The sequence below is a fragment of the Neobacillus sp. KR4-4 genome (assembly GCF_042136325.1).
Lineage (GTDB): Bacteria > Bacillota > Bacilli > Bacillales > Cytobacillaceae > Neobacillus.
The window spans coordinates 200,201-224,886 of sequence record NZ_JBHHJU010000004.1; the positions used below are offsets into that span (position 1 = coordinate 200,201).

General features: G+C 36.8%; 25 protein-coding genes. 11 read left to right on the forward strand and 14 right to left on the reverse strand.

Translation table 11 applies throughout. From position 1 onward, the window contains the following. Window positions 1-42 precede the first annotated feature (42 nt). Window positions 43-2,232, reverse strand: a complete 2,190-nt coding sequence (locus ACE198_RS06130; protein ID WP_375374997.1) for a DNA topoisomerase III — start codon at window positions 2,230-2,232, stop codon at window positions 43-45. Window positions 2,233-2,411: 179 nt separating this feature from the next. Further along, window positions 2,412-2,699 (reverse strand): hypothetical protein, encoded by a 288-nt coding sequence (locus tag ACE198_RS06135; protein ID WP_375374998.1) that lies wholly within the window; start codon window positions 2,697-2,699, stop codon window positions 2,412-2,414. Window positions 2,700-2,978: 279 nt separating this feature from the next. Here ACE198_RS06135 and cspD point away from each other — a divergent pair, with 279 nt between their 5' ends. Next, window positions 2,979-3,179, forward strand: coding sequence for a cold-shock protein CspD (cspD, locus tag ACE198_RS06140; protein ID WP_026563856.1), 201 nt, complete (start codon window positions 2,979-2,981; stop codon window positions 3,177-3,179). A gap of 70 nt (window positions 3,180-3,249) precedes the next feature. Here cspD and ACE198_RS06145 read toward each other — a convergent pair whose 3' ends face one another. Next, window positions 3,250-3,435 (reverse strand): zinc-finger domain-containing protein, encoded by a 186-nt coding sequence (locus ACE198_RS06145; protein ID WP_375374999.1) that lies wholly within the window; start codon window positions 3,433-3,435, stop codon window positions 3,250-3,252. 20 nt (window positions 3,436-3,455) lie between these two features. After that, complete coding sequence (locus ACE198_RS06150) at window positions 3,456-4,112, reverse strand: reverse transcriptase-like protein (protein ID WP_375375000.1); 657 nt, start codon at window positions 4,110-4,112, stop codon at window positions 3,456-3,458. Window positions 4,113-4,311: 199 nt separating this feature from the next. Between ACE198_RS06150 and ACE198_RS06155 the strand changes: the two genes are divergently transcribed. Beyond that, on the forward strand, window positions 4,312-4,719 hold the full coding sequence (locus ACE198_RS06155; protein ID WP_375375001.1) for a reverse transcriptase-like protein: 408 nt from the start codon (window positions 4,312-4,314) through the stop codon (window positions 4,717-4,719). Between the two features lie 5 nt (window positions 4,720-4,724). Beyond that, a complete protein-coding gene (locus ACE198_RS06160; RefSeq protein ID WP_375375002.1) occupies window positions 4,725-5,654 on the forward strand; it encodes a DMT family transporter in 930 nt (309 codons plus the stop codon). 35 nt (window positions 5,655-5,689) lie between these two features. Here ACE198_RS06160 and ACE198_RS06165 read toward each other — a convergent pair whose 3' ends face one another. Next, entirely contained in the window at window positions 5,690-5,971 is a 282-nt protein-coding gene (locus ACE198_RS06165; protein ID WP_257148371.1) for a DUF6123 family protein, read from the reverse strand. A 29-nt stretch (window positions 5,972-6,000) separates the two neighbouring features. Further along, window positions 6,001-6,492, reverse strand: coding sequence for a divergent PAP2 family protein (locus tag ACE198_RS06170; RefSeq protein ID WP_375375003.1), 492 nt, complete (start codon window positions 6,490-6,492; stop codon window positions 6,001-6,003). A gap of 84 nt (window positions 6,493-6,576) precedes the next feature. Between ACE198_RS06170 and sspL the strand changes: the two genes are divergently transcribed. Further along, complete coding sequence (gene sspL, locus ACE198_RS06175; protein WP_026563862.1) at window positions 6,577-6,714, forward strand: small, acid-soluble spore protein L; 138 nt, start codon at window positions 6,577-6,579, stop codon at window positions 6,712-6,714. Between the two features lie 77 nt (window positions 6,715-6,791). On the opposite strand, the gene ACE198_RS06180 is transcribed toward sspL, so the two are convergent. The 5 genes from ACE198_RS06180 to ACE198_RS06200 all read right to left on the reverse strand — a co-directional run bounded on the left by ACE198_RS06180 (window position 6,792) and on the right by ACE198_RS06200 (window position 14,278). Further along, a complete protein-coding gene (locus ACE198_RS06180) occupies window positions 6,792-7,685 on the reverse strand; it encodes a 5'-3' exonuclease (RefSeq protein WP_375375004.1) in 894 nt (297 codons plus the stop codon). 69 nt (window positions 7,686-7,754) lie between these two features. Continuing rightward, complete coding sequence (locus tag ACE198_RS06185; protein ID WP_375375005.1) at window positions 7,755-8,582, reverse strand: sulfurtransferase; 828 nt, start codon at window positions 8,580-8,582, stop codon at window positions 7,755-7,757. A gap of 41 nt (window positions 8,583-8,623) precedes the next feature. Further along, a complete protein-coding gene (locus ACE198_RS06190; protein ID WP_375375006.1) occupies window positions 8,624-12,277 on the reverse strand; it encodes a dynamin family protein in 3,654 nt (1,217 codons plus the stop codon). Between the two features lie 336 nt (window positions 12,278-12,613). Continuing rightward, the gene (locus ACE198_RS06195; protein ID WP_375375007.1) at window positions 12,614-13,189 is read right to left on the reverse strand and encodes an isoprenylcysteine carboxyl methyltransferase family protein; all 576 of its coding nucleotides are present in this window, start codon (window positions 13,187-13,189) and stop codon (window positions 12,614-12,616) included. Then, window positions 13,190-14,278, reverse strand: a complete 1,089-nt coding sequence (locus ACE198_RS06200; RefSeq protein WP_375375008.1) for a type III polyketide synthase — start codon at window positions 14,276-14,278, stop codon at window positions 13,190-13,192. A 715-nt stretch (window positions 14,279-14,993) separates the two neighbouring features. Between ACE198_RS06200 and ACE198_RS06205 the strand changes: the two genes are divergently transcribed. From ACE198_RS06205 to ACE198_RS06215, 3 genes are read left to right on the forward strand one after another with little or no spacing between them, the layout of a single operon-like run. After that, window positions 14,994-15,143: a cytochrome c oxidase subunit 2A gene (locus tag ACE198_RS06205; RefSeq protein ID WP_251456888.1), complete on the forward strand. Its 150-nt coding sequence runs from the start codon at window positions 14,994-14,996 to the stop codon at window positions 15,141-15,143. Between the two features lie 21 nt (window positions 15,144-15,164). Then, window positions 15,165-15,641 carry a cytochrome c oxidase subunit II gene (locus ACE198_RS06210; protein WP_283874775.1) on the forward strand — a complete coding sequence of 159 codons (477 nt, stop codon included), beginning with the start codon at window positions 15,165-15,167 and terminating at the stop codon, window positions 15,639-15,641. Further along, entirely contained in the window at window positions 15,641-17,308 is a 1,668-nt protein-coding gene (locus ACE198_RS06215) for a b(o/a)3-type cytochrome-c oxidase subunit 1 (protein ID WP_375375009.1), read from the forward strand. The genes ACE198_RS06210 and ACE198_RS06215 overlap by 1 nt, the downstream gene beginning before the upstream one ends. Window positions 17,309-17,406: 98 nt before the next feature. Here ACE198_RS06215 and ACE198_RS06220 read toward each other — a convergent pair whose 3' ends face one another. From ACE198_RS06220 to ACE198_RS06230, 3 genes are all read right to left on the reverse strand, one after another. After that, window positions 17,407-18,909 carry a carboxypeptidase M32 gene (locus ACE198_RS06220; RefSeq protein ID WP_375375010.1) on the reverse strand — a complete coding sequence of 501 codons (1,503 nt, stop codon included), beginning with the start codon at window positions 18,907-18,909 and terminating at the stop codon, window positions 17,407-17,409. Window positions 18,910-19,125: 216 nt separating this feature from the next. Continuing rightward, complete coding sequence (locus tag ACE198_RS06225; RefSeq protein WP_098571189.1) at window positions 19,126-19,359, reverse strand: DUF2249 domain-containing protein; 234 nt, start codon at window positions 19,357-19,359, stop codon at window positions 19,126-19,128. 281 nt (window positions 19,360-19,640) lie between these two features. Next, the gene (locus tag ACE198_RS06230) at window positions 19,641-22,004 is read right to left on the reverse strand and encodes a nitric-oxide reductase large subunit (protein WP_375375011.1); all 2,364 of its coding nucleotides are present in this window, start codon (window positions 22,002-22,004) and stop codon (window positions 19,641-19,643) included. Between the two features lie 224 nt (window positions 22,005-22,228). Between ACE198_RS06230 and ACE198_RS06235 the strand changes: the two genes are divergently transcribed. From ACE198_RS06235 to ACE198_RS06250, 4 genes are read left to right on the forward strand one after another with little or no spacing between them, the layout of a single operon-like run. Next, window positions 22,229-22,921 carry a Crp/Fnr family transcriptional regulator gene (locus ACE198_RS06235; protein ID WP_375375012.1) on the forward strand — a complete coding sequence of 231 codons (693 nt, stop codon included), beginning with the start codon at window positions 22,229-22,231 and terminating at the stop codon, window positions 22,919-22,921. A 39-nt stretch (window positions 22,922-22,960) separates the two neighbouring features. Then, window positions 22,961-23,194, forward strand: a complete 234-nt coding sequence (locus ACE198_RS06240; protein WP_098571186.1) for a DUF2249 domain-containing protein — start codon at window positions 22,961-22,963, stop codon at window positions 23,192-23,194. 18 nt (window positions 23,195-23,212) lie between these two features. Continuing rightward, window positions 23,213-23,419: a DUF2249 domain-containing protein gene (locus ACE198_RS06245; protein WP_098571185.1), complete on the forward strand. Its 207-nt coding sequence runs from the start codon at window positions 23,213-23,215 to the stop codon at window positions 23,417-23,419. A 15-nt stretch (window positions 23,420-23,434) separates the two neighbouring features. After that, window positions 23,435-24,679, forward strand: coding sequence for a hypothetical protein (locus ACE198_RS06250; protein WP_375375013.1), 1,245 nt, complete (start codon window positions 23,435-23,437; stop codon window positions 24,677-24,679). Window positions 24,680-24,686 lie beyond the last annotated feature (7 nt).

Genomic DNA, 24,686 nt, shown 5'->3' on the forward strand with positions numbered 1-24,686 from the left:
TAAAAGTGTACTATAAGAAAAAAATAGTGACAAGGCTCTTTATCAATTATCTATAATTACTTCCTTATTTTGAGGCGTTTGTTCAAATAAAAATTTGACCTTTTTTTCAGATTCGTCTATATAAAGCCGGGCATTAAAAGTTTTATCTTTATTAACAAACCCTTCAATCGGCTCTGTTTTCCCTTCTGATAAAAGAAGCTTAATATTCTTTTGCGTAATGTTTTTACCTAAAATCTTCTTAGATATAGTAAAATCACAATGATTTTTTTGGTAATTGGAACAGCCGTAAAAACTGCCCTTGTCCACCATAGACCCCTCACATTTTTTACAAGGCCCTAGTTTGGTATATGACTGTTTTCTTCCCTTTTGCTTCCCTGGTGCAAAATTTTCACGCATTTCATCCGAAAACGACCAATTTGCCGCTTGATCTATACTAGACGAAATTAAATGAAAAACCATCTTTTTCGTTTGCTCCATGAAATGTTTTGGCGCAGCAGATCCTTCGGAAATTTCCTTCAATTTCTGTTCCCACTTGGCGGTCATCTCTGGCGAAGCTAAAATCTCCTTGCCGATGGCTTCAATCAAGATTTTGGCCTTTGCTGTGGCATAGACTAAATTTTTGTTGACCTCAATATATAAGCGATCCTTTAGCATCGTAATGATGCCTGCTCTCGTCGCTTCCGTGCCAAGACCCTCCGTTTTAGTGAGAATTTTTTCAAGTTCCTTATCATCAATATGCTTACCTGCTGTTTTCATTAACGTAATCAATTGACCTTCGGTATAACGTTTTGGAGGCTGAGTTTTACTTTCTTTCACTTCCACTTTATCTGTTTTACCTTGCTCACCTTCTGTTAACTTTGGCAGTGCAGGCTCATCATCATTATCTTTTGGTTTCAGTACCTTTCGCCAGCCTTCTTCAATTTGTACCTTTCCTTTTGAGATAAATGCCGCCCTGCTATCTACTAATGTTGTTACAGTAGTATACTCCGCAATCGCCTTATTGTAATGTGCAACTATTAAACTTGTTACGACTAAATCATAAATTTTCTTTTCATCCGGAGTAAGCCGTTCCACAATTGGGATTTGTTCCGTTGGAATAATTGCATAGTGGTCCGTGACCTTTTTTTCATTTACATAGCGTTTGTTTTCTGAAATCGATTCTATTGGCAAAGGAAAGAAGCTTGCGTAATCTTTCAAATGACTTAATTTGTTTAAGATATCTGGGAAAGTATTAGCTTCCTCTTTCGTTACATACCGTGAATCGGAACGAGGGTATGAAACATTTCCTTTTTGATAGAGCTTTTGCATAACATCGAGAGTTTTCTTTGGAGAAAACTTATACCGTTTATTCGCTTCAGCTTGGAGAGCCGAAAGATTGTATAAGAGTGGAGGGAGAAATTCTTTTCTTTCTGATTGAACCTCACTAACCTCAGCGGGTTTATTCTTACAAAAAGCCGCAACTTTTTCTGCTAACTCTTTTTTGTTTACTCGAGTTTCGCCATCATTCTGCCATTTTCCCGTGTACTTTTTTCCGTCCATATTAAAATGTGCTAGAACCTCCCAAAAAGGTTCAGACTTAAAGTTCTCTATTTCTAGTTCTCTTTTAACAATTAACGCTAAGGTTGGGGTTTGCACTCGCCCAACTGAAAACACATCGGAAAATCCTTGTTTTTGCAATAAGAGGCTATAGAGCCGTGAAGCATTCATACCTACCACCCAGTCAGCACAAGCCCTGGTATAGGCTTCAAAATATAAACTCCTTGTCTGTTGTTCATCCAAGAGCTTCTGAAAACCTTCTCGAATACTGTTGGCGGTTAACGAAGAAATCCACAGCCTTTTCATAGGTTTGTTACATTTGGTCAGCCTGAGGATATTGCGGATAATTAGCTCACCCTCGCGCCCGGCATCACCCGCATGAATAATTTCAGTAACCCTTGGGTCAGAGACCAATTTCTTAATGATGGCAAATTGTTTTGCCTTATCCTTCGTTACCTCGTATTCAAACTGTTCGGGGATCATTGGCAAATGATCTAAAGACCATTTTTTCCAGCCTTGTTGATATTTTTCAGGCGAAACTAATTGGCATATATGTCCAATGGCCCAAGTGACATAGGCTCCCTCTGGAAAAACATCATTTGAAAAAATTTCAATAAAACCATTTTGTTTTTTATGTTTAAAGATTGATGCTAAGGTCGAACCTTGATCCGGCTTTTCGGCAATAATTAATTTCATGTGATTGCTCCTTTTTTACAAGCATCCCGAAGTCCATTTTACCCATTAAATCCATCGTTAGTAAAGAGATAAAATACTGGGCATCCATTATTTTCCTTGACAAAATGACGACAAATGCGCCGGCTGGAGAATAAATAAAAGGATGGCCATTTTTATGGCCACCCTGGATGAACTTATCATTACATTATTTGTTTTAACGTGGTAATCTTTGGATGATCATACCAGTTGTCATCAGGGATAATATTTGAAACTGTTAATATTAAAGATGGAATTCTCTCAACTTCGAAAACTATCGCACCAACTTTTTTCGTAAAAATGATAAAGGCACTTCCATGAGAATATTTACTTAAATCAGCACCGATATGAAGCAGAGCCATTAATATCGCCTGTTTTTCGACTGAATCAATATAAACTTGCGGTGAAAATCTTAATATCCATTCCGCACCTTCAATAGAAAATCGGTACATGGTATCTGCCTCCTGCATGTATATTGGTTATTTAAACATATGATGCAAAAGTAGTTTTATGTTAGTGCCTGCTAACGATTATCTAAATAATTTCATAGAATCTATGAAAAATACACTAAAAAACCTAAGTCCTTCCTTGACTGTAAATTTTCAATATTGTATATTTAAAGCATCATGTATCTACTATATGCATTATTTTACTAGTGCAGATTGTCTACATGATAATATTTATCTTTGGCACCATAAGGGTGGCTTGAAAGGCTTAGGAGGAAGAAGTAAATGCAAAACGGTAAAGTTAAATGGTTTAACAATGAAAAAGGTTTTGGTTTTATTGAAGTAGAAGGCGGCGACGATGTATTCGTACACTTCAGCGCTATCACTGGCGAAGGCTTCAAATCTTTAGAAGAAGGCCAAGAAGTTTCTTTTGAAATCGTTGAAGGAAACCGTGGACCACAAGCAGCTAACGTTGTAAAACTATAATCTAAATTAACCAATTTGGGCTGACGAATATCGTCAGCCTTTATATTTTTGCAGGAATTATGTGATTGAATTAACTTAATTTTTTCCCAAACGCCTGGAGTTGTTCTCCTATTGTACACTGGGAAATGCAAAACCGGTGTGCTGATCTTCGCCCGCCTTCTTTTTTCATATGTTGATGTAAAAAGCAGCCTTCACAGTAATGAGCCATTAAAGATTCGACATGACTCAATAATTCTCTTCTGTTGATTTCCTTCACAACAGTTTCCCACCCATTTCCTAAAGAATTAATGTTTTTGCAAATATTTCTTTTCCCGCTAATGCTTGTGTTGCCAGTTTATCTGCCTCTTTATTATCTTTTCTATTAATCGTCGTATATTTTGGGATTAAACCTAACTCTTTAATTTTCCCCTCAATTCGGTCAAGCCAGCTGTTAAGTGTATCTTCATAGCATGGCCACTCCCCTTCTAATTGTTTTAACACAACCTGGGAGTCCCCTTTAAATTCACAAGATAGATGATGTACCCCTAAATCTTCTAAAATATTCAAGGCATAATAAAAAGCAGCATATTCTGCTTCATTGTTTGTCTCTAATTCATCAATTCGTTCATTCGCTCGAATACGATATTTCTTCCTTCCCTGTTTAAAAAATATAACTGCACCAAGACCTGCTTGATTTGTTTCCTTTTGAAAACCCCCGTCAAAGTAAACGGTTATTTCGTGTGGATCTTCTTCAATTTCAGTCATCAACTTTTTCATTTCCTTTAAGATCCAAGAGGTGCCTTTCTCATCATAAAAAAACAAATCCAATACTTTGCCAGTACTTTCAAGCTCTTCGCCGATTTGTATCGCTGTTTCACCTGATACCAATTCAGAGGAAAACTGTACCTTTTCATTAGTTTTTGTTTTATACATCCACTCTAACCGATATTTCAATGTCTTCAACCTTTCTTTAAAGAATTCAATGGCATTTAAAATAATCGATTCCTATTCGGCAATTTTACCACTTCATCCTAACCTATTCTGATATATTCTTATCATACCCACTTCTTCATAGTTGTTATAAGAATAAATATTTTCTGCCTTAAAAGAAATATGATAAACTTTCATTAGTACACATATGGAGGAAACAAAATTGATTGAAGTTTATATTGACGGGGCAAGTGCTGGAAATCCTGGACCAAGCGGAGCCGGGATTTTTATTAAAGGAAATGGCATTACTGAAAAATATTCCATTCCCCTTGGAAACATGTCAAATCATGAAGCAGAATATCATGCATTTATTAAAGCATTAGAAATATGTTTAGAAAAAGGGTTTCAGGATTCCGTTTTGTCTTTTCGAACGGATTCCCAATTAGTTAATCAGGCAGTTGAAAAAGAGTTTGTTAAAAATAAGCTTTATACACCATTACTTGAACACGCATTACTTTTATCCAAACAAATTCCTTTATTTTTTATGAAATGGATTCCGAGTGCTGAAAATAAAGTTGCAGATGAATTAGCACGGCAGGCAATTCCAAAAAATCTTCCCGAGGAGCAATGAAACTCATGAAAAAACCTTTATTTGCTGATTTAAGTTTGCTCCTTGTCACCATTATTTGGGGTACAACGTTTGTATTAGTTCAAAATGCTATTGATTTCCTTGAACCATTTTCCTTTAATGGCATTCGCTTTCTTGCTGCAGCCATAATATTAATTCTCTGCCTTTTCCTATTTGACAAAGAGCAGTTAAAAAAATTGGATAGAAAGTTACTTTTATCCGGTGTTTTCATCGGATTTTGGTTATTTCTTGGGTATGCTACCCAAACCATCGGGCTATTATATACTACTTCTTCTAAAGCAGGATTTATAACAGGGCTAAGCGTTGTCCTCGTCCCATTATTTTCGATGCTGTTATTAAAGCAGTATCCCACCAGAAATGCTGTTTTCGGTGTGCTGACAGCAACGATTGGCTTATTTCTGCTGACAATGACTGATGTAATTGCATTGAATAAGGGAGATGGCTTTGTCTTCATTTGTGCGATCAGTTTCGCGCTTCAAATTATTTATACTGGTAAATTTAGCAATAAATATCCAACACTGCTGTTAACGATTATCCAAATTACAACTGTAGCTTTTCTTTCAATCGTATCCTCCTTCCTTTTTGAAGATTGGAGGAAGTCTTTTAATCCCGAAATACTATTTAGACAAGAGGTGCTTATTGCCTTAATCATCACGAGCTTGTTCGCGACTGCGCTTGCCTTTTTAATTCAGACCAATTTCCAAAAGTATACCTCAGCAACAAGGGTAGCCTTGATTTTTGCAATGGAGCCAGTGTTTGCTGCGATTACAGGGTTTTATTGGGCACAAGAACGACTATCCTATAGTGCTTTAATAGGCTGTTTCCTAATATTTGCAGGCATGATATTTGCTGAACTCCCCACCCAAAAAATTACTTTCCTTAAAAGAAGTAAGAGTATTGAAGATAAAGTTTCATGAAAAAACTCCCCTTTAAAAAGGGAGTTTTCTCATGTTTATATCGCTAATAGTTCCTTTTCTTTAACAAATTGAATCGCTTCTTTTCTAGTGCTGATTTTGTTTGAAATTAAGGTTTCCAATAATGATACGTAAAAACTTCCATCAAAACTTCTTTGTGCTTTAAGAGTCATCTCAATGGCCGTATTGATCATTTCATCTGAAGCGTTTGTATAGTGCTTCCCAAAGAAAATAAACCCAATTGCATCCTCTTGGAATTGAAAACCCTTTCCTTTCAGGTGATGCAAATAATCTTCGACTGTTCCCACTGACTTTGCCATCCCTCTCCCAACAAACTCTGAACATCCCTTTAAAATCTTAACTTAAATTTTGATAATTTTCTATTCTTTTTTGTACATAAGTGACCAATGACTCCCACCAAAACACCTAGGATGGCTCCGCCAACAACCTCTTCCGGTTCATGACCTAACATCTCTTTTAACTTTTTTGGAGAGTCCTGTTTAAATTCAACGCTTTCCTCTTTATGAATTTTTTCAATTAATTCATTCATGGAATTAACCTTTAAGGTTAACTCACCTGTTTGCCTTCTAACCCCTTGTGCATCATACATGACAATTAATCCGTATATAAGGGAAAGGGCAAAATCAAAGGTTGGCAGACCACGCTGCATGGCAATATAGGTTGTTAAAGTAGAAACCCCGGCTGAATGCGAGCTAGGCATCCCGCCAGTTCCAAAGAATAGTTCAGGGCGCCATTCTTTCTCTTTTATATAGTGAATCGGAATTTTTATTCCCTGTGCTAGTCCGATGCTAAAAAGCGCTAAATAAACACCTTTGTTCATCAAATCACCCCTGCTACTATTGTTCGAATTCCTGAGTTTTATTATTCCAACAGGAAATACTAAAAAAGTGGGAGGTGAACGATTATGGGTAAAAATGGTCAAGCCAATCGCGGCGTGAAAGCACCAGGGGTTAATCCTCAAGGATATGGTCAAGATGCCGAGTTTGCCGAAGAACCGAAAAGCAAATTAGAAAATGCCGCTAAAAAGAAAAATACAAAATAAAAAGCGGAAATTCCGGCATACCTTATCCACTAATCTAAAAAAAAATGAGGTCGTCTCAAATGGACAACCTCATTTTTTCAGGAAACAAACACTTCGTCTATTGGCAGTAGGCGCTGCAATCCACGAAGTTCTAATTCCATTAACTTATTCAATGCTTTTTCTTTTTCAATTCTTAAGCCCGCCTCATCTAAGGCACAATTTACGGGAACATCACATTTTATTTCTGCAAGTATTCTCGATAAATGGAGCATTTCTAAATCCTGTTCAATTTTAGTCTTATTTGATTTGGACAAGCGATCTAAATTGGAGATAATACCTTCAACATGTTCGAACTCCTTTAAGAGCTTTAGAGCTGTCTTTTCTCCTATCCCTCTTACACCAGGATAATTATCACTAGTATCACCCATTAGAGCTTTTAAATCGATCATTTGCCGAGGAGTAATCCCCTTCTCTTCCAAAAAGGTTTCTGGCGTATGAACAAGATAATTCCCATAGCCCTTTTTCAACAAGATTACGGAAATACTGTCATCAAGCAGCTGAAGCATATCCTGATCACCCGTTAAAATCGAGACATGTGCATATTCTTTCGATTGATTGGCAATGGTTCCAATGCAATCATCGGCTTCGTATCCAGCTAGTCCGATATTTGGGATATCAAAAGAGGCCACCACCTCTTTTACTAAATCAAACTGCGGAATAAGCTCAACCGGAGCTTCTCCACGATTCCCTTTATAATCAGAAAACAATTCAGTACGGAAGGTCTTACTTCCCATATCCCAACAAACTGCAAGATGTGTGGGCTTGAAAGAATTTACAGCTGTGAATAAATGCTTCACAAAGCCATGAATTCCATTCGTGGGTGTTCCTTTTGAATTTATCATAAATTGTCCAGTAACTGCGGTAGCGTAAAAAGCACGGAATAGCAAGGCCATTCCATCAACAAGCATCAGTGAAGGTTTTTGATTCGTCATTTTGGACCTCCTTATTTGGGTGTTTAAAAACAACACGATTTCCATTATAACATAAGTTGCCCCAAAATATTATTCTATCTTATTATCCTCATATGAGATCCAATCACTAAAACTTCCTACATATAGCTTTACTTTCTCAAAACCAGCTTCTCTTAAAGCCAAGTAATTAGGGGCAGCTGTTACTCCTGATCCACAATATACAATTATTTCCTTAGAATGGTCGAGATTTTCGAACCTTTGGTTCTGTTTCTCAACAGGCTTATAATGACTGTCACTTAATCCTTCCATCCATGGCATATTGATTGCTCCAGGAATATGCCCAGCTTTTTTATCAATTGGTTCTTCTATACCTAAAAATCGTTTTTCTTCCCGCGAATCGATTAAGATTTTATTGGTTAACTGTTTTTCAACTACTTCTCTTACCTCTTCCGTTGTTGCCAGCAATTCAGGTTGAACCCGGAAATGGAATTCAGTTTTTCCAAAGACAGGAATTTCCTTGGTTACAGGATAAGATGCTTCTACCCAAGCTTTATATCCACCATCAAGCACATAGACATTTTCATGACCGAGGTATTGAAGCATCCAGCTAAAACGGGCAGCATACGCTCCTTCACCATTATCATAGGCCACTACAAGTTTGTTTTCTTCAATCCCTGCATTCTCAAGTTTGGGGATAAATTCTTCTAGTACTGGCATTGGATGCCTGCCGCCATAGGTTTGTTTAGGACTGGACAGGTCTTTTTCTAAATCAAAGAACACTGCTCCTGGAATATGGTCTTGTAAGTATTCTTGCTTGCCTTTTTCTGGTTCGGCTAATGAAAACCGGCAATCGATGATCCTGACATGATTCTCATTTAAGCTTTTCAAGACCCATTCCTGATCTTTAATATATTTCACTAGAGCGTCCTCCTCGATTTTGATATTTAAACTTAGAACTACTATGCCAGCTTTGTTTGGATATCCTTTAAAAATTCAATGGGGATTCCACCGTCTAAAGCCGAAAGATGACTCAAATAAAAATCATTTACTTGCGCGTTCATTTCTTTTAGTAGACGATCGAATTCCTTTGTGATTTCATCGCTATAGTGACTATTTAATCGTTTCGCTTCTTCTGCTAAATATTCCTCTGCAGGTATATCTAACACTTGATTAAGCTCATCACTCATTTGTTTCTTTTCATTTTTTTCAAAGAAGGATTTTGGATTTTTAAAATAAGACATTGCTTTCGTAAATACTTGTTTATTTACATTTTTAAAGGCATTTGGAAATTCAATTGTTTCTTTATGCTCCATTTCAAATGGTGAAAAAGAAAGGTCTGAATTAATTTCCTGTAAGTTCCTGATAAGACTTGATTGGAAATCAGTCATCTGCTTTTCAGTAAAGCGCTCAATACGTACAGTAGTTGCTCTCATTTCTTGAGCAAAATCAAACCCTAGACTTTCGAGAAATTCATCCAACGCACCTTGTAAAACTTTTTTTAAATTACGTCCATCATCCCTGAGAGAGCTTGGATTAAATGACTCCCTAAAGAAATCCCCGAAGCGTAAAAATACCCGTTTCTTAATGTAATAAACCAGCTCATCTGCTTCTTGATGCAAACGGTTTTGTAAAGTTCCTACTGTTTGATTAGTAAATAACTCTCGAATTAGCGCTTGCTGGTTTCTAATATCCTCCCGTTTTTTCTCTTTTACCGATTGATCTTCGCGTGAACTTTGAATCAGATTAGTGATTAAATCATGGACACGAGTTACTTCCTTCTTAGCTGAGGAGATAGCCATTTCTGTTAATTCATTGGTAATGAATCGATAAAACGCCTGTTCAAATTTATTCAGACCTGAATCTAATTGTTGATTAGCATCCGTTTTTTCCTTTAAGGCTAATAAACTAGACACAGGATAAAGATGAGGATTTCTTATCCCATATTTGCTAAGTTGATCCTCAACATAATCAATCACCGTTTCCTTCTCTTCCTCACTCTCAGCAAGATCGATCGCATTGATAATAAAAAACATTTTATCCATTTGGAATGATTCCTTCACACGCCCAAGTTGGATTAAGAATTCACGGTCAGCTTTAGAAAAAGCATGGTTGTAATAAGTAACAAAAAAACACGCATCTGAATTTTTAATATAATCAAAGGCTACACCGGTATGACGAGCATTGATTGAATCTGCTCCAGGTGTATCAACAAGTGTGATGCCTTTTCGGGTTAGCTCGCAATCATAATAGAGCTCGATCCATTCGACATAGCAAGATTTTTCTTCTTTTGCTACGAACTCGCTAAATTCAGTAACATCCGTTTCGAGAACAGTTCCTAACAAATTCCCATATGATGCATGGCCTTTCATAAATGCTTGCAAAAAGGCATAATGGGTCTTTTCTAAAACTCCACCTTCTTGCCCTGTTTGAAGCATGATCTGATCTATTTGCTTGGATGCACCTTCTAAATCTGCAACCTGGTGTTCAAATACTTTTAAAGAACGATTAACATCTTCCAGCATGGCTGATGCATCTTTAAATTTAACAAGCACTGTGCCATGAGGATGATTTTCCGTAACTGGTTTAATTTTATTAATCGCAGCCGTGGTAGGATTTGGTGAAACAGGTAGTACCTTTTCACCCATAAGTGCATTGGCAAAGGATGATTTGCCTGCACTGAAAGCACCAAATAATGCGACGGTAAACCCTTTGTTTGCAAGTCTTTCTGCTTTTTCCGCTAATTCCGTTGAGAGCTTTTGAAACCCAGGAATGTCTTTGATTAATGTTGAAGTTAGGCTGAGACGTTCTACGGTTTTTATTAAATGGTCTTTCGATGAATTTATTTCCGTTTCCTTAAATATGGATTTTTCAAAGGGTTCAGGCTTAGAAGTTTTGGTGACAGTTGAATCAGTGCTAGTTGTTGGCTGAGCTATGACCACCTCAAATTCTTCTTCATCCTGTTCAAAAAGATGATAACTATCTTCTTGCAGCACAACATCCGTTGTTAATAACTCTTCGATTTTTGTTTCCATCAAGGTAATTTTCTGCTGCGATTTTTTTAATTCTGTTAATGCCTTAACATATCGATCCGTGCTTTTTAGTTCTTGTTCATACTTACCTATTAATTTGGTGGTTCGTTCCTTTAATGCTTTTAGAAACTCCTCTTTAAAAGTCGTGAGTTGGATTCGTGCCAGTTTTTTAATTTCATTGGCCACATCTTCTGTATAATGTAATACATATTCACCAGATACTCGTGCACCGGGCTTTACTGCTTCTGTTAAGAGACTTGTGGGAACATTGATGGAATAAGATTGTGCCAATCCCTGCAGTTCCCCCTCATCAAGTCCTGTTTCTTTTAATGTGCTCAGTAAAAATTCGCGGACATGCCATTCTAACTGAGCTTTCGTTTTATCAAGAATATCATGCTGGAAACGATCCAGCCTTACCTTTTTCTCTTCTGCTGTCTTTTGCTTAGAAAACAAAAATCCTATCTTAAATTCTGGCTGACATGATTCCAAATAACTTTCAGCCAATTCTCTGGTTGGAAAGGGCATCAGATAGGCGTTTTTAAGGATTTGAGCAATTTGATGATCAAATTCCTTTTCAGTTCCAGCAACCCCATCTTTTAATGTCTTGAGGTTACTTTCCGCTTCTTCGGCAACATTGGACAATGTACTTCTTTCTTCATCTGATAATTCATCTAGAATCGCCAGAATAGGTGCCAAATTCTCTTGATCTAATATATGCCTTTGCTGGATATGATCCTGTGTAATTTTCTTCAAAGATTGAAATATGGATGGAACTAATAATTGATCTTTAGAGGCCAATTTTTCTCTAATAAAACCTTGAAGATCGTGAAATTCATTGAAGGGATGGGTTTCATGCTTCAATGAAGTATAAAATATTCTTGCTGGTTTAACCCCCCATGATGCAAACGAATCTTCCACACTGTTTTGAAACTCCAGAAAACTTAGTTCTTCATCATTGTGTTTATCAATTTGGTTTATGACTAAGTAAACTTCTTTCCCTGCTTCAGTCAATTCTTTTGTAAATAAAAAATTCAACTCTGCTTGGACATGGTTATAATCCATTACGTAAAGAATCAAATCAGCAAGATGGATGGCCGACTCCGTTGCAATTCGGTGGGCATCGTCAGCTGAATCAATGCCAGGTGTATCCATAATGACAGTATGTTCGGGCAGACCCGTATCACTGTGACTTATTTCGATTTCTTCAATTTGATCGCCGTCTTTACAATAATTCTTTACTAATTCATAATCATAAGGAGCTAAATATATACGAGGTGTTTCATTTTTGAAGAAGACTTTGGCGTATTCTTCCCCTGCTTTTACTTTCACCAAGTTTGCACTGGTAGGAATTGGACTCGATGGAAGTAATTTTTCACCCACTAGTTGGTTTATCATTGTCGATTTCCCTGCAGAAAAATGACCGCAAAAAGCTATTAGAAACTCTTTGTTCTCTAACTTTTTGGCTAATTGTTTAATTTTTTTTGCATGTTCAAAATCCTCTTGATTCATTAAATATTCATATATTGAAATGATTTTCGTTTTCAATGTCTGGATGGCTTCTTCTTGGTTCGCTATTTTTATCATTACTTATTCCCCTTAACAACTTTGTAATATTTTTTATTTTATACGATAATTCAAACTTTTCCTATCCTGATACATTTTTTCTTAAAACAAATTTTTCCCAAAAACGACAATAAGCCAAGGTTACCGGCCTTGGCTCAAAAAAGTAGATATTTATTTTTAATGGGTAACATTTTTTAACACGTGCTTCATGACAAATGCATAAATAATAACCGTTCCGCCAACTAAAGCAAAAGCCATATGTAACACCTTCCTTATCAAGGTTGTTGATAATGATTTTCATTGTTAATCAAATTTTAACATAGGTGATAATCATTTTCAATAGTCCTAAACGAATTGTCACACTTTTTTAACAACTTTGGGGAGAAAACGATTACAATCCTGAAATATCCCTTCATATTCCGTCAGTTCCATAAGCGCTTTTTCTTCTTCAGTAATCCGAACTATAAGGATAATGCTATTTAGGATAGTAAAGAGACACGCCGTTATATAGCAGTTGAATAATAAAGGTACCACAGCTATTTCAATCGCAACCACAAAATAATTGGGATGTCTGATATAAAGATAAGGACCTTTTTTTCTCACCTTTGCATCTCGCAAAACAATTATCTTCGTGTTCCAATACCTTCCAAGTGAAATAATCACCCAAATCCTCATGATTTGCATCAATAAGAAAATTGATAAGAGGATCGGCCAAAAATTAGAGAGTTCCCTATTCCCATAAACTTTTTCAGCAACTAGGCAAATGAAGAACAGTACATGCATCAAAACCATCAATCGATAATGTTTTTTACCAAATTCGATAGCACCTTGGTTCTTCATCCATTTTTCATTCCGTTTTGCGATACTAAGTTCTACCACACGTTGAAAAATAATGAAGCCAATGATGATTTCGAATACAAGAAATCCTTCCATTTACCTCCACCTCATTAAATGCAGTTCTGAACTAAACCCTGGCCCAAGAGCAGTACCAAGACCATAGGCACCTTTTGGAATTTCTTTCTCCATGAATCGCTTCAGCACAAAAAGGATTGTCGCTGAAGACATATTTCCAAACTGTTTTAGCACATCAAGTGAAACCTTTGTCATAGAGGGAGGAATTTCTAATGATTTTACATAAGCATCGATTACCTTTTTTCCACCTGGATGGGCAATAAAATATTTAATTGTTTTAAGTTCTACATGATTTTCTTCTAGAAACTCCGTTACATTCGGCTTTAACCAATTTTCAATTATATGAGGAATATCGCGAGAAAAAACGACATATAACCCGTTACTCTTTATATCCCATCCCATCACATCTAAGGAATCCGGCATAAGTGTTGACTGAGTTGCAATAATGAAGGGTGAAGTCTTCTTCTTTCTGTATTCACAATAATTTGAATCATCACCGCAAACTAACGCACAGGCAACACCATCAGCAAATAAGGATGTACCTATGAAATTACTTTTCGATAGATCATTACGCTGAAAGGTCAAGCTGCAAAGTTCCACAGAGAGTACAAGTACCTTTGCTTTCGGAAAAGCAAGGCAGTATTCACGGGCTCTTGATAACCCTGCAGCACCACCTGCACAACCTAGTCCCCATATTGGAATCCTTTTAGTATGAGGCAGGAAGGGAAGTAAGTTCATAATTCTCGCTTCGATGCTTGGAGTAGCAATTCCGGTGGTTGAAATAAAAAAAATGGCGTCAATCTCCTGATAAGGGATTTCCCTTGTTAAGAAATCAGAATTATATAAACACTTCTCGATTGCTTCTCTTCCAAGTTCAACCGCTGACTCAATATAAGCCGTATTTTTTTCTTCAAACGTTTTATCTTCTTTAAACCAATCAATATTTTTTACAAAATGCCTTTTTACAATTTGGCCATTTTGAAAGGCGCGTAAAAGTCTTTCAATGTCCTTAAAAGAATCGGAAAACAGCTCGCGGGCAAACTCCGATGCTTGATTTTGGTTTACTTCAAATGGCGGCGTTACCTCTGCAACTGAAATTATCGTCGGCATATCTTATCTCCTTCGAGCTATGTAAGGGTATTTTTTCCAGCTTGAAGATATTTATGCAGATAGGTCAGCACATAAAAAAAAAGCCCCCTTTAAGGGAGAAACCGAAGTTTCTCTATAAGGGAGCAAACGTTTTGAAGGTTGTTGCTGTGCTCTTAAATTATATAATGGATGCTAATTTCGTTCATCAGCTAATGTTTTCCAATTTTAACTTCCTAAAGAAAAGCAAGTAATATGCTTTTCTTGATCTAATTTTTATCAGGCTGCTTTTGAACTTCAATCTTAATTTTATTTTTTACTAAAGTTCCACAAATTTTACAAATTTCCACATTGTCATACAAGAGACGACATCGTTCGCAATAATATTTTTCCACAAAAATCCACTCTTTTCTAGAGGAAAATAAGATTTATTATTATCATATTTTCGAACTTCGAGAGTGTGACATTGATTCCAAAAGATATCTTTTTATCGTTTATGAAGGATTATTCAATTACTTTTATCACAGAGGAAGTGTGATAGTTCACATTTTATTCACAAATACCCTGGGGTGATTGTGATATAAATCACTGTTATATCAATTTTATAATATTAACATAGTAGATACCTAAGGAATGAACAATTCGTGAACTATGATATTTGTTATTTTTTCATCACAATTGTTTTGTATTATGAAAGAGAACTAATCAATTATTTTTTACTCTGAAGGGAGTGCGGGGGATGGCGAAGGCGGAACTTAAAACAAACAATAAAACAGAAATTGAAGACAGCTCTTCTCTTAAAGGGACATTAGCGTCCGTTTTCTTATTAGGAGCTTTTATTGTTGTTACTTGGGTAAGTGTCTATTACTTATTTGTTGATCGTTTTTAATGATTGAAGGGGGAAAAGATTATGCATATGCATAAATTCGAAAAAATTTGGCTAACCTTTGGAATTGGCGCTCTGGTTGTTTTCTTAACAACTGTAGGTGTAAGCGCGTTCTATCTTGGCAACAAGCCGCCGAGCTGTTTAACGACGATTAATGTAGATAAGGTCGATCAAACGAAACCCTTTAATAAACCGGGATTACATAAGGTTGAAGGGAAAGATTGGGACTATGAGTTAGTCTATGTTGCTTCGGCTTTCTCCTATAATCCAGTAAAAGTGGAAGTACCCCTTGGAGCAAAGGTGAAAGTTATTGCTACAACCAAAGACGTCGTCCATGGCTTTGAGGTTGCGGGAACAAATATCAACATGATGCTGGAGCCTGGTTATGTCAGTGAATATACGACAACATTTGATAAAGCAGGAGAATATTTAATTGTTTGTAATGAATATTGTGGTGCTGGACATCATTTAATGAGTTCGATGATTGAGGTGAAAAAATAATGACTAACTCCATAACAACGAAAGTAAAAGTGGACCCGCGAGATGCAAAGCTTTCAATGGCGCATTTTTTTGTTGCCTTCTCTGCTCTTGCACTTGGAGGTTTAATGGGGCTATTACAAACCCTTGTCCGTTCCGGAAAATGGGAGCTTCCATGGGGCATAGATTATTACCAAATCCTTACTGTCCATGGTGTGTTAATGGGATTGGTTTTAACGACGTTTTTTATTATGGGATTTCAATATGCTGCGGTAAGCAGAACCACTGGAGGTCATTCAACTGCTGCCCGGCGAACCGGCTGGATCGGTTTTTGGATAATGTTAGTAGGAACTTTAATGGCAGCAACCATGGTTTTACTTAAAGAAGCTTCAGTACTTTACACTTTTTATGCACCACTAAAAGCACATTGGATTTTTTACTTAGGTTTAACGTTTGTAGTAATTGGAAGCTGGATTGATGGTTCGGCTCAAATCATGACCTATGCAAAATGGCGGAAAAACAATCCAGGTCAGCCAAGTCCATTATTGAGTTTTATGGCTGTAATAAATACTGTCATGTGGATTATTGCTACATTGGGCGTTGCAGCGACGGTATTGTTCCAATTACTTCCTTGGTCTCTTGGATTAGTGGATACTGTTGATGTATTAGTAAGTCGGACTTTATTTTGGTATTTTGGTCACCCACTCGTTTATTTCTGGCTTTTACCTGCGTACATGTGCTGGTATGCGATTATCCCGAAAATTATCGGTGGAAAAATTTTCTCTGATTCATTGGCACGCTTGTCATTTATTTTGTTTCTGCTCTTCTCGATTCCGGTTGGTTTTCACCACCAATTAACAGAGCCAGGGATTGACCCTGCTTGGAAGTTCTTACAGGTTATCTTAACATTCATGGTTATTATTCCATCGTTAATGACTGCTTTCTCGTTATTCGCTACGTTTGAAAGATATGGTCGCTCAAAAGGAGCAACAGGCCTTTTTGGCTGGTTTAAAGTTCTGCCTTGGAATGACGCTAGGTTTACTGTTCCATTTATTGGGATGGCTTCATTTATTCCTGCTGGTGCTGGTGGGATCATTAACGCTTCCAACCAAATGGACCAAGTGGTGCATAACACCATTTGGGTAACTGGTCACTTCCATTTAACTGCGGCAACATCCGTTGTGTTAACGTTCTTTGGGATTTCTTATTGGCTTGTTCCACATTTAACCGGCCGCAAATTAACAAAAGCTATGAATAAATTAGGTATCATCCAAGCTTGGGTATGGTTCATTGGAATGGCCTTCATGTCGGGTGCCATGCATTTCCAAGGCCTTTTAGGCGGACCAAGACGTTCTGCTTTCTCTACTTACGGTGGAGCCAAACAAGCAGCTGAATGGGTTCCATATCAAATTGCACAAGCAGTGGGTGGAACAATTTTATTCCTAGGAATTATTCTGATGATTATCATATTCATCAATCTTGCCTTCTTTGCTCCTAAAGGGGAAGAAGAATTCCCTGTAGCGGTAGCTGAGAATCTTGAGGAAAAAACACCAATGGTATTTGAAAACTGGAAATTATGGCTAGGAATTGCCGCAGCCTTAATTCTTTTCGCTTACACGATTCCATTTATCGATATTATTCAAAACTCCCCTCCAGGCTCAAAAGGATTCCAGACCTGGAGTAAATGGTAAGTAAGAAAAGCGCAAGCTCCCTGGAGCTGGACAATTCTCAAAGCAAAATATTAATAATGAAACAAGACTTCAATCTTTTCGATTGAAGTCTTTTCTCATTAATTTAATCTATATACCTTTCCAAACTTCTCATATAGATAATCAATTAAATATTGGGGATTTAGCCCCTCTCCGGTAACATCCTGTAAGATTTCAAGCGGCTTTTTCATTTTGCCGTATCGATGGATATTAGCTGTCAGCCATTCTTTGATTGGAATAAGGTTCCCCTCTTCGACTAATTGATTAAAATTCGGTAGATCTTCGGCCATTTTCTGCTTAAATTGTGCTGCATACATATACCCTAAGGCATAGGAAGGGAAATAACCAAAGCTGCCTCCCGCCCAATGGACGTCCTGCAGCACACCCAATGCATCATTTTCAGGACGAATGCCCAAATACTCTTCGTACTTATCATTCCATAACTTTGGTAAGTCCTTCACCTCAATTTCATCATTAAATAACCCTTTTTCAATTTCATAACGAATTATCACATGGAGCGGATATGTTAGTTCGTCCGCTTCAATTCTAATGAATGATGGTTTCGATTCATTAATAGCACGATAAAAATCTTCAATTTCCACTTGGTCAAATTGTCCAGTTGCATAGTCCTTCAGCAGTTGGTAATTATTTTTCCAAAATGAAAAGCTTCTTCCCAGGATATTCTCATAAAAAAGGGACTGCGACTCATGAATCCCCATAGAGGTACCCGTGCAAAGCGGTGTACCAATTAAGTATTTGGAAATATTCTGTTCATATAAAGCATGACCACCTTCATGTATCGTCCCAAAAACGGCAGTACGAAAGTCGTTTTCATTATAATTTGTGGTCACACGGACATCACAAGGGTTTAATCCTGTTGCAAAAGGATGAACCGTTTCATCCAGACGGCCTGCTTTGAAATTATAACCCATTTTTTCAAGAATTTTTAAACTCAATTCACGTTGGTTTTCCTTAGGAAATTTTTTAAATAGAAAATCAGTTTTAGGTTTGTTTGACGACTCTGAAATTTGTTTGACTAAAGGCACAATTTTCTCCCTTAGTTCCGCAAATACTTGATCTAATACATTCATCGTCATACCAGGCTCATACATATCTAATAACACATCGTATTTGTTTTGTTCATGCCCCCAATAACCTACGAATTTCTTAGTCATAGCAACCAGTTTTTCTAAGTAAGGACTGAACAGAGCAAAATCTGAATGTTCTTTCGCTTCCTCCCAAACACTTTCAGCCTTAGATTGGAGAATGACAAACTCTTTATACTCCTCAGCGGGGATTCTTTTATTTCGTTCATAATCTTTTTTGCACTCATCGAGAATTTTTCTAGTTCTTTCGGACAGTGGCTGTTTTCCTAAACTTGCTATATATGCAGCCATTTCCTCAGAGGTAGACATTTTAAATACTTCGGAGGAAAGCATTCCAATCACTTCAGACCGTCGCTCCACACCTTGTTTGGGAGCCCCTGTTCTTAAATCCCAATATATTAATCCTAATGCTTCATTATAGGCTGACATCTTTTTCACGTATTCCAAAAACTCTTTTTCTAGTAGCTGCTTATTCATTCCATATCCCCCTTTAGATTCCCATTTAAATTTTAACACATTATTCAGAAAAATAGGTAAATGGCTAAACCATCGGAATAAAAAAACAACAGAAAGAAATTCTGTTGTAAAATAGAAATATAGGGAAAAGAGGATGAATCCTGGAAAATAAATAGATTGGAAAATTTAGCAATGGTTAAGTTAATCAAGTTTAATTGAAATTAATTTTTATGGGAACTACTTTTTAGCAATAGCTACCCTCCAAGTTTCTGGACCTTCTTCAAGGTACTCCCAAGAAAATTGCTCCGGTCTTTCCATCATGAATTGATATAACAATGGTCTTGGATCGTGGTCATTGACAATCATCATCGTTTCACCGGATGCTAGTTCGTCAAAACCATTAAAAATGGTAGGATGTTTCTCACGTGGTGGGAAATCTGGTACATTGATAACTTTTGCGTATGTTTGCATTATTATCACTCCTATTAATTTGTTAACTTCTCTTTTATTATATTAAACCCTGTATGAAAACTTAGTGAGAGGCATCACACCAAAAACATGATTTTGCTTAAACGGGGGATGACAATGAAGGAACTCATTGGAAAGTGCACATGCTGTAGTAAAGAAATTTATTGTTTGGATGGTTTTTTTAACGGTATCCATACAGAGGAGAAAGAAATCTATTGTTTTGAGTGTTTTGAGAAAAAGAGCAAAGAAAATCCGCAAAGCTGACCTTTGCGGATTTTTAATGGTTACTCTTCATCTATTGATAAATCTTTAACTGGAAGCTTTTCTCCTTCTTTATGTGTTGGCTTTCTCAAATTAAAGATCGCCTTAATACAGAATATTAACAATATCACTACGCCAATTAAGAATATGGTGTCAGGCACCGCTCGCCAAGTTAATAATGTTTCAACAATATCCTTTTGTAAGAAAGATGCTGAACGAGATGCTGCATATCCATGATTAAATGCTTCTTTAATTTGGATGAATCCGACTGGAAGTAAGGATAGGAACACCATTCCTGCGAGTCCAATGTTTAACAAGATACAGCTGATTTTAATCCATTTATCATTCCATGCTTCTGGCTTTACAATATTTCTTAAGGAGTAAAGGAGTACTGCACATGCGAACATACCGTATACCCCCATCATCGAACCATGGCCGTGTGCTGGGGTTAAGAATTGTCCATGTTCGAAATAGCTGACAGCAGGTAGGTTAATTAAGAAGCCAAGCACACCTGCACCGACTAAGTTCCAAATGGCAACTGAGATTAAGAACCAGAATGTTCCTTTGTAAGGGAAATTTACTCCACCCTCACGCATCATTTTGTATTGCTCATAAGCTTCAAGGATTAACAATGTTAACGGAATAACTTCTAATGCAGAGAATACAGCGCCGAGAGACAGCCAAATTTCTGCAGAACCATTGTAGTAATAATGGTGCCCAATTCCGATTACCCCGCTGCCCAAGAGAAGGATCAATTGGAAATAAAGTTGTCTTACGGTAGATTTCTTCGTTACGAGGCCCAGTTGAACCAATAAGAAACCAATAACTACAACTGCAAACACTTCAAAAATACCTTCTACCCATAAGTGGATAATCCACCAGCGCCAGTAATCGGCAAATGTAAAGCTGGTACCTGGGTTGATAAATAAGGCAAAAATATAGAAAGCTGGTACAGCAATCGCTGAGTAGAATAATAGGTGAATGAGTCCGCCTTTATCTGTTTCTCGCTTAAGACCTGCCCTGACTCCACGATAAACAATAAACAGCCAGATAAGCATCCCCACAATGAGAATGAGCTGCCAAACACGTCCTAGTTCAATATATTCCCAACCTGTATGTCCAAATAAGAACCACTTGTTTCCTAAATAACCATTTGCACCAAGCCATTCTCCAACCATACTTCCGGCAACAAGAACAACCAGTGCCCAGAATAAAATATCTACTAATAGACCTTGTTTCTTAGGTTCATACCCGCCAACAAGCGGTGCAACATAAATTCCCATTCCAAGCCAGGCTGTAGCTATCCAGAAAATAGCCAGCTGCAGGTGGTAACCTTTTGAAATATTAAATGGAAGAATATCATGAATCCACTTCATTCCGAAGAAACTATCTGGTTCGATATAATAGTGAGCTAGTAAAGCCCCAAACATACATTGTACAAAGAATAAAGCAGCAACAATCACGAAGTATTTCCCTGTTTTCACTTGTGAACTTGTCACTGGCATTTTTCGTAGATCAATCTGCGGGAAATTACCTTCTTTATACGCTTCCTGCATTCCAAAATTATAACGGTAGAACACGAATAGGATAATTCCTACCATTAATACAAATAATGTAATGCTTGCCCCGCTCCACCAAACGGCTGAAAAGGATAATTGGTTGCCCGCGTCTTCATAATATGGCCAATTATTCGTATAAGTAATTTTATCACCTTCACGAACCGTACTTGAAAGCCAGGCAGTCCAGAAGAAGAAATCTGATATTTGAGTAATTTGGTCGCCTTTTGCAACATACGCACGATCTGTTTTAGGCATGTCGCCTTCTTTAATTAGATTTGGCTTTAATCCCCAGCCGTCACCTTTAGTGAATATCTCTTTATAGTACTCTCTAACTCTTTCAAGTCCAAACGCCTGTGCATTTGTTAACTTCATGGTATCGCTGCTTGAGTCATAACGGTTTTTCCGCATTTCTTTGATTACTTTATTTTTAATTGCTGATTTTTCATTATCATTTAAAGAAGCATAGTCTTTACTATATTGTTCATTTGCCCTAAAGTCTTGCATTCCCTCAGTATATAGCTTTAAAGCTTCAGCCGTATAGTCGGGACCCATATATGAACCGTGTCCTAAAACAGTACCATAATCCATTAATCCGTACTTTTGAAAAACGGCCTGTCCACCCATGATGGATTCTTTTGTAAATAGAACTTCACCTTTTTCATTAGTTACTTCGACAGGTCTTGGTGCCTGTTCTTTAAAAATCCAATATCCCCCAACTAGTAAAACAGTGAAGCTGAGCAATATTGTGATCACTAATACTGATTTAAGCAATGCATTTTTATTCGCCTTCACCACTTTTTTTGGTGGTGTTCCTCGTTGTATTTCCATAACCCTTCATCCTTTCGTGTTTCATTACCTTACGTATTGTAACTTTCACAAGTCTGACACAAAGTGAAGCATTTCATCCTTTTCCTGTGATATTTGCCACACACCTGTTAGACTGAGAATAATTTTCATAAAAACTAGTTAACTATGACGGAGGTCACATTATTACTTGTAAAACATTGCTACAATCTAACTAAATCATAATTACTAATACGAAGGTGATGTTAATGAGGCAAGAAGACATTGTGAATAGATTATCTGTTGTCCCCATCTTTAAGGAATTGTCAGCAGAAGAACTGAAGCCAATCGTGAAGATTGCACAAACTCGTTTTTATAAACATAAGATGTATGTTTTTATGCAGGATGATCCACTTGACCGCGTGTTTTTTATTCATAGTGGAAAGATTAAGATTTGCAAAACAGACCTATCAGGTAAAGAACAACTAATTTCCGTCCTTGAGCCTGGTGAAATGTTTCCACATGCAGGATTTTTCAGAAAGGGCAATTTTCCAGCCCATGCTGAAGTAATGGAGGATGCTAATCTCATTATCATTCCGATTGATAAGTTTGAAGAAATTCTCATTACCTATCCAGAACTTTGTATTAAACTCTTTAAAGTATTGGGAGAAAAAATAGTAGATTTACAAGGAAGATTAGAAGCACAGGTACTTCATAATACTTTTGAACAAATTATTTTACTGCTGGTTAGGCTTTGTAAATCTAATGGAGAAATGATTGATGGCCGTTATAGACTCACCACACAGTTTACCAATCGTGAATTAGCTAATATGATTGGTACCTCAAGAGAAACGGTAAGCAGGACGATTAATCAAGTGAAAAAGAAAAACTATATTACACTCGACGAGGAGGGGTATTACCTTATCGACCGGGATGCACTTCAACAGGAATTGTTCTATTAATAAATAGATTTCAATTATATATAGGGAGATGTAAATACAATGGAACAGAAAATTATTGAACTAGATGTAAGAGAAGATTTAAAGAATAAAATAGAACCCTTCCAAAAAATTATGGAGGCAATTAAGGAGCTAAAAGGAAATGATATCTTTATCCTACATGCCCCTTTTAAACCCTCACCACTCTTCACGGTATTAAAGGCGAAAGGCTTTACCCACGAGGAAGAAGAAATTGATCATAAGCATTGGAAAGTAACTTTCACAAAAAAAGCATAAGGAAGAAGGGGAAATTGTATGATTTTAGATAATCGCGGTTTAGAACCGCCACAACCAATGATGCGAACCTTAGCCGCCTTGGAAACCCTCGGAGAAAATGAAACATTAACAATAATTAATGATAGAAGGCCCATGTTTCTCTATGAGCAACTTGAGGAATTGGGTTATCAACAACGAACAGAACAACAAAGTGACGGAAGTTTTAAAATTGAAATCTTCCGGTAAGCGGGGTGAATGATCATGCTTCCTCAAAATATGGGAAGTGAAACAAATATTAAACTTCCATTTTCATTTATTTTGTTTAGTTTAATTGCATTAGTACTTTCGCAAATTCTCCTATTAGTCAATGCTCAATTAATAGCTTCAGGGACTTTTAGAATTCCTGTGATCTGGTCTTCAGCCCATTTATTAGTTTTAGGCTGGTCATTAATGGCTGCCATGGGATCGATGTATCAATTGGTACCAGTTGCTTTCCTAACTAAAATATGGAATGAAACATTCGGATTTATTCAATTCTTCGTAACAGCCGTTGGAATTGTTTCATTTTCAGGGATGTTGTATTGGTCGCCGCAAAATGCGATGCTGCCCGGCATCCTTATGCTGCTTGGGATCTTAATGTTCTTATTCCAAATGTTTATGACCCTTAAAACACAAGCAAAACCAACTATTCTTACTGCTTTTGTAGGTTCCGCACTTGTTTGTTTATTTATTACAATTTCCTTAGGGATTACCCTAATATATTGTTTAAAAACAGGTTTTGCTGGGGAATATTATCAATCCATCTTTAAAGCCCATTTATTACTGGGGATTACAGGCTGGTTTACACTGTTAATTTTCGGATTCTCTTACAAGATGGTGCCGATGTTTTCCTTATCCCATGGTTTTCCGATGGTCCAAGCAAAATATGTATTTACGTTTTATATTTCTGGTCTTGTCCTATCATTAATTTCATTCTTTACCAATAACAGTCTGCTATTGAAAATTGGATTCTTTTTACTTTTAGTTGGTTTTACTATTTTCAGCTGGCATATTAGCCTTATTATCAAAAAACGATTGAAAAAGACATTAGATAAACCATTTACGTTCGCACTAGTTGCGATTGGATTGGGGAATTTGATTCATTTGGCAGCGTTTATCATGCTATGGAATCCTCGATTCACGAACCTTATAGGAGCGCTTGTTTACGCCTATTTATTACTCTGGATCGTCTTAAGTATCGTTAGTTATTTATATAAAATCGTTCCATTTCTTTGGTGGACATTTAAATATAGTAAAGAAATTGGAAAAAACAAGGTCCCTTCATTAAAAGAAATGATGAATGAAAAAATTGTTACCCCCTTGTTTTCAATATTTATTGCAGCGATTTTGTCAGTCTTTTGTGCCTTAACCTTTCATATAACTGTTTTGTTTAATATCGGTCAGACCATCCTGTCGATTATATTTATTATTATTGCATTCAGTATCCTGCACGTTTTAAAAAAATAGTGAGGTG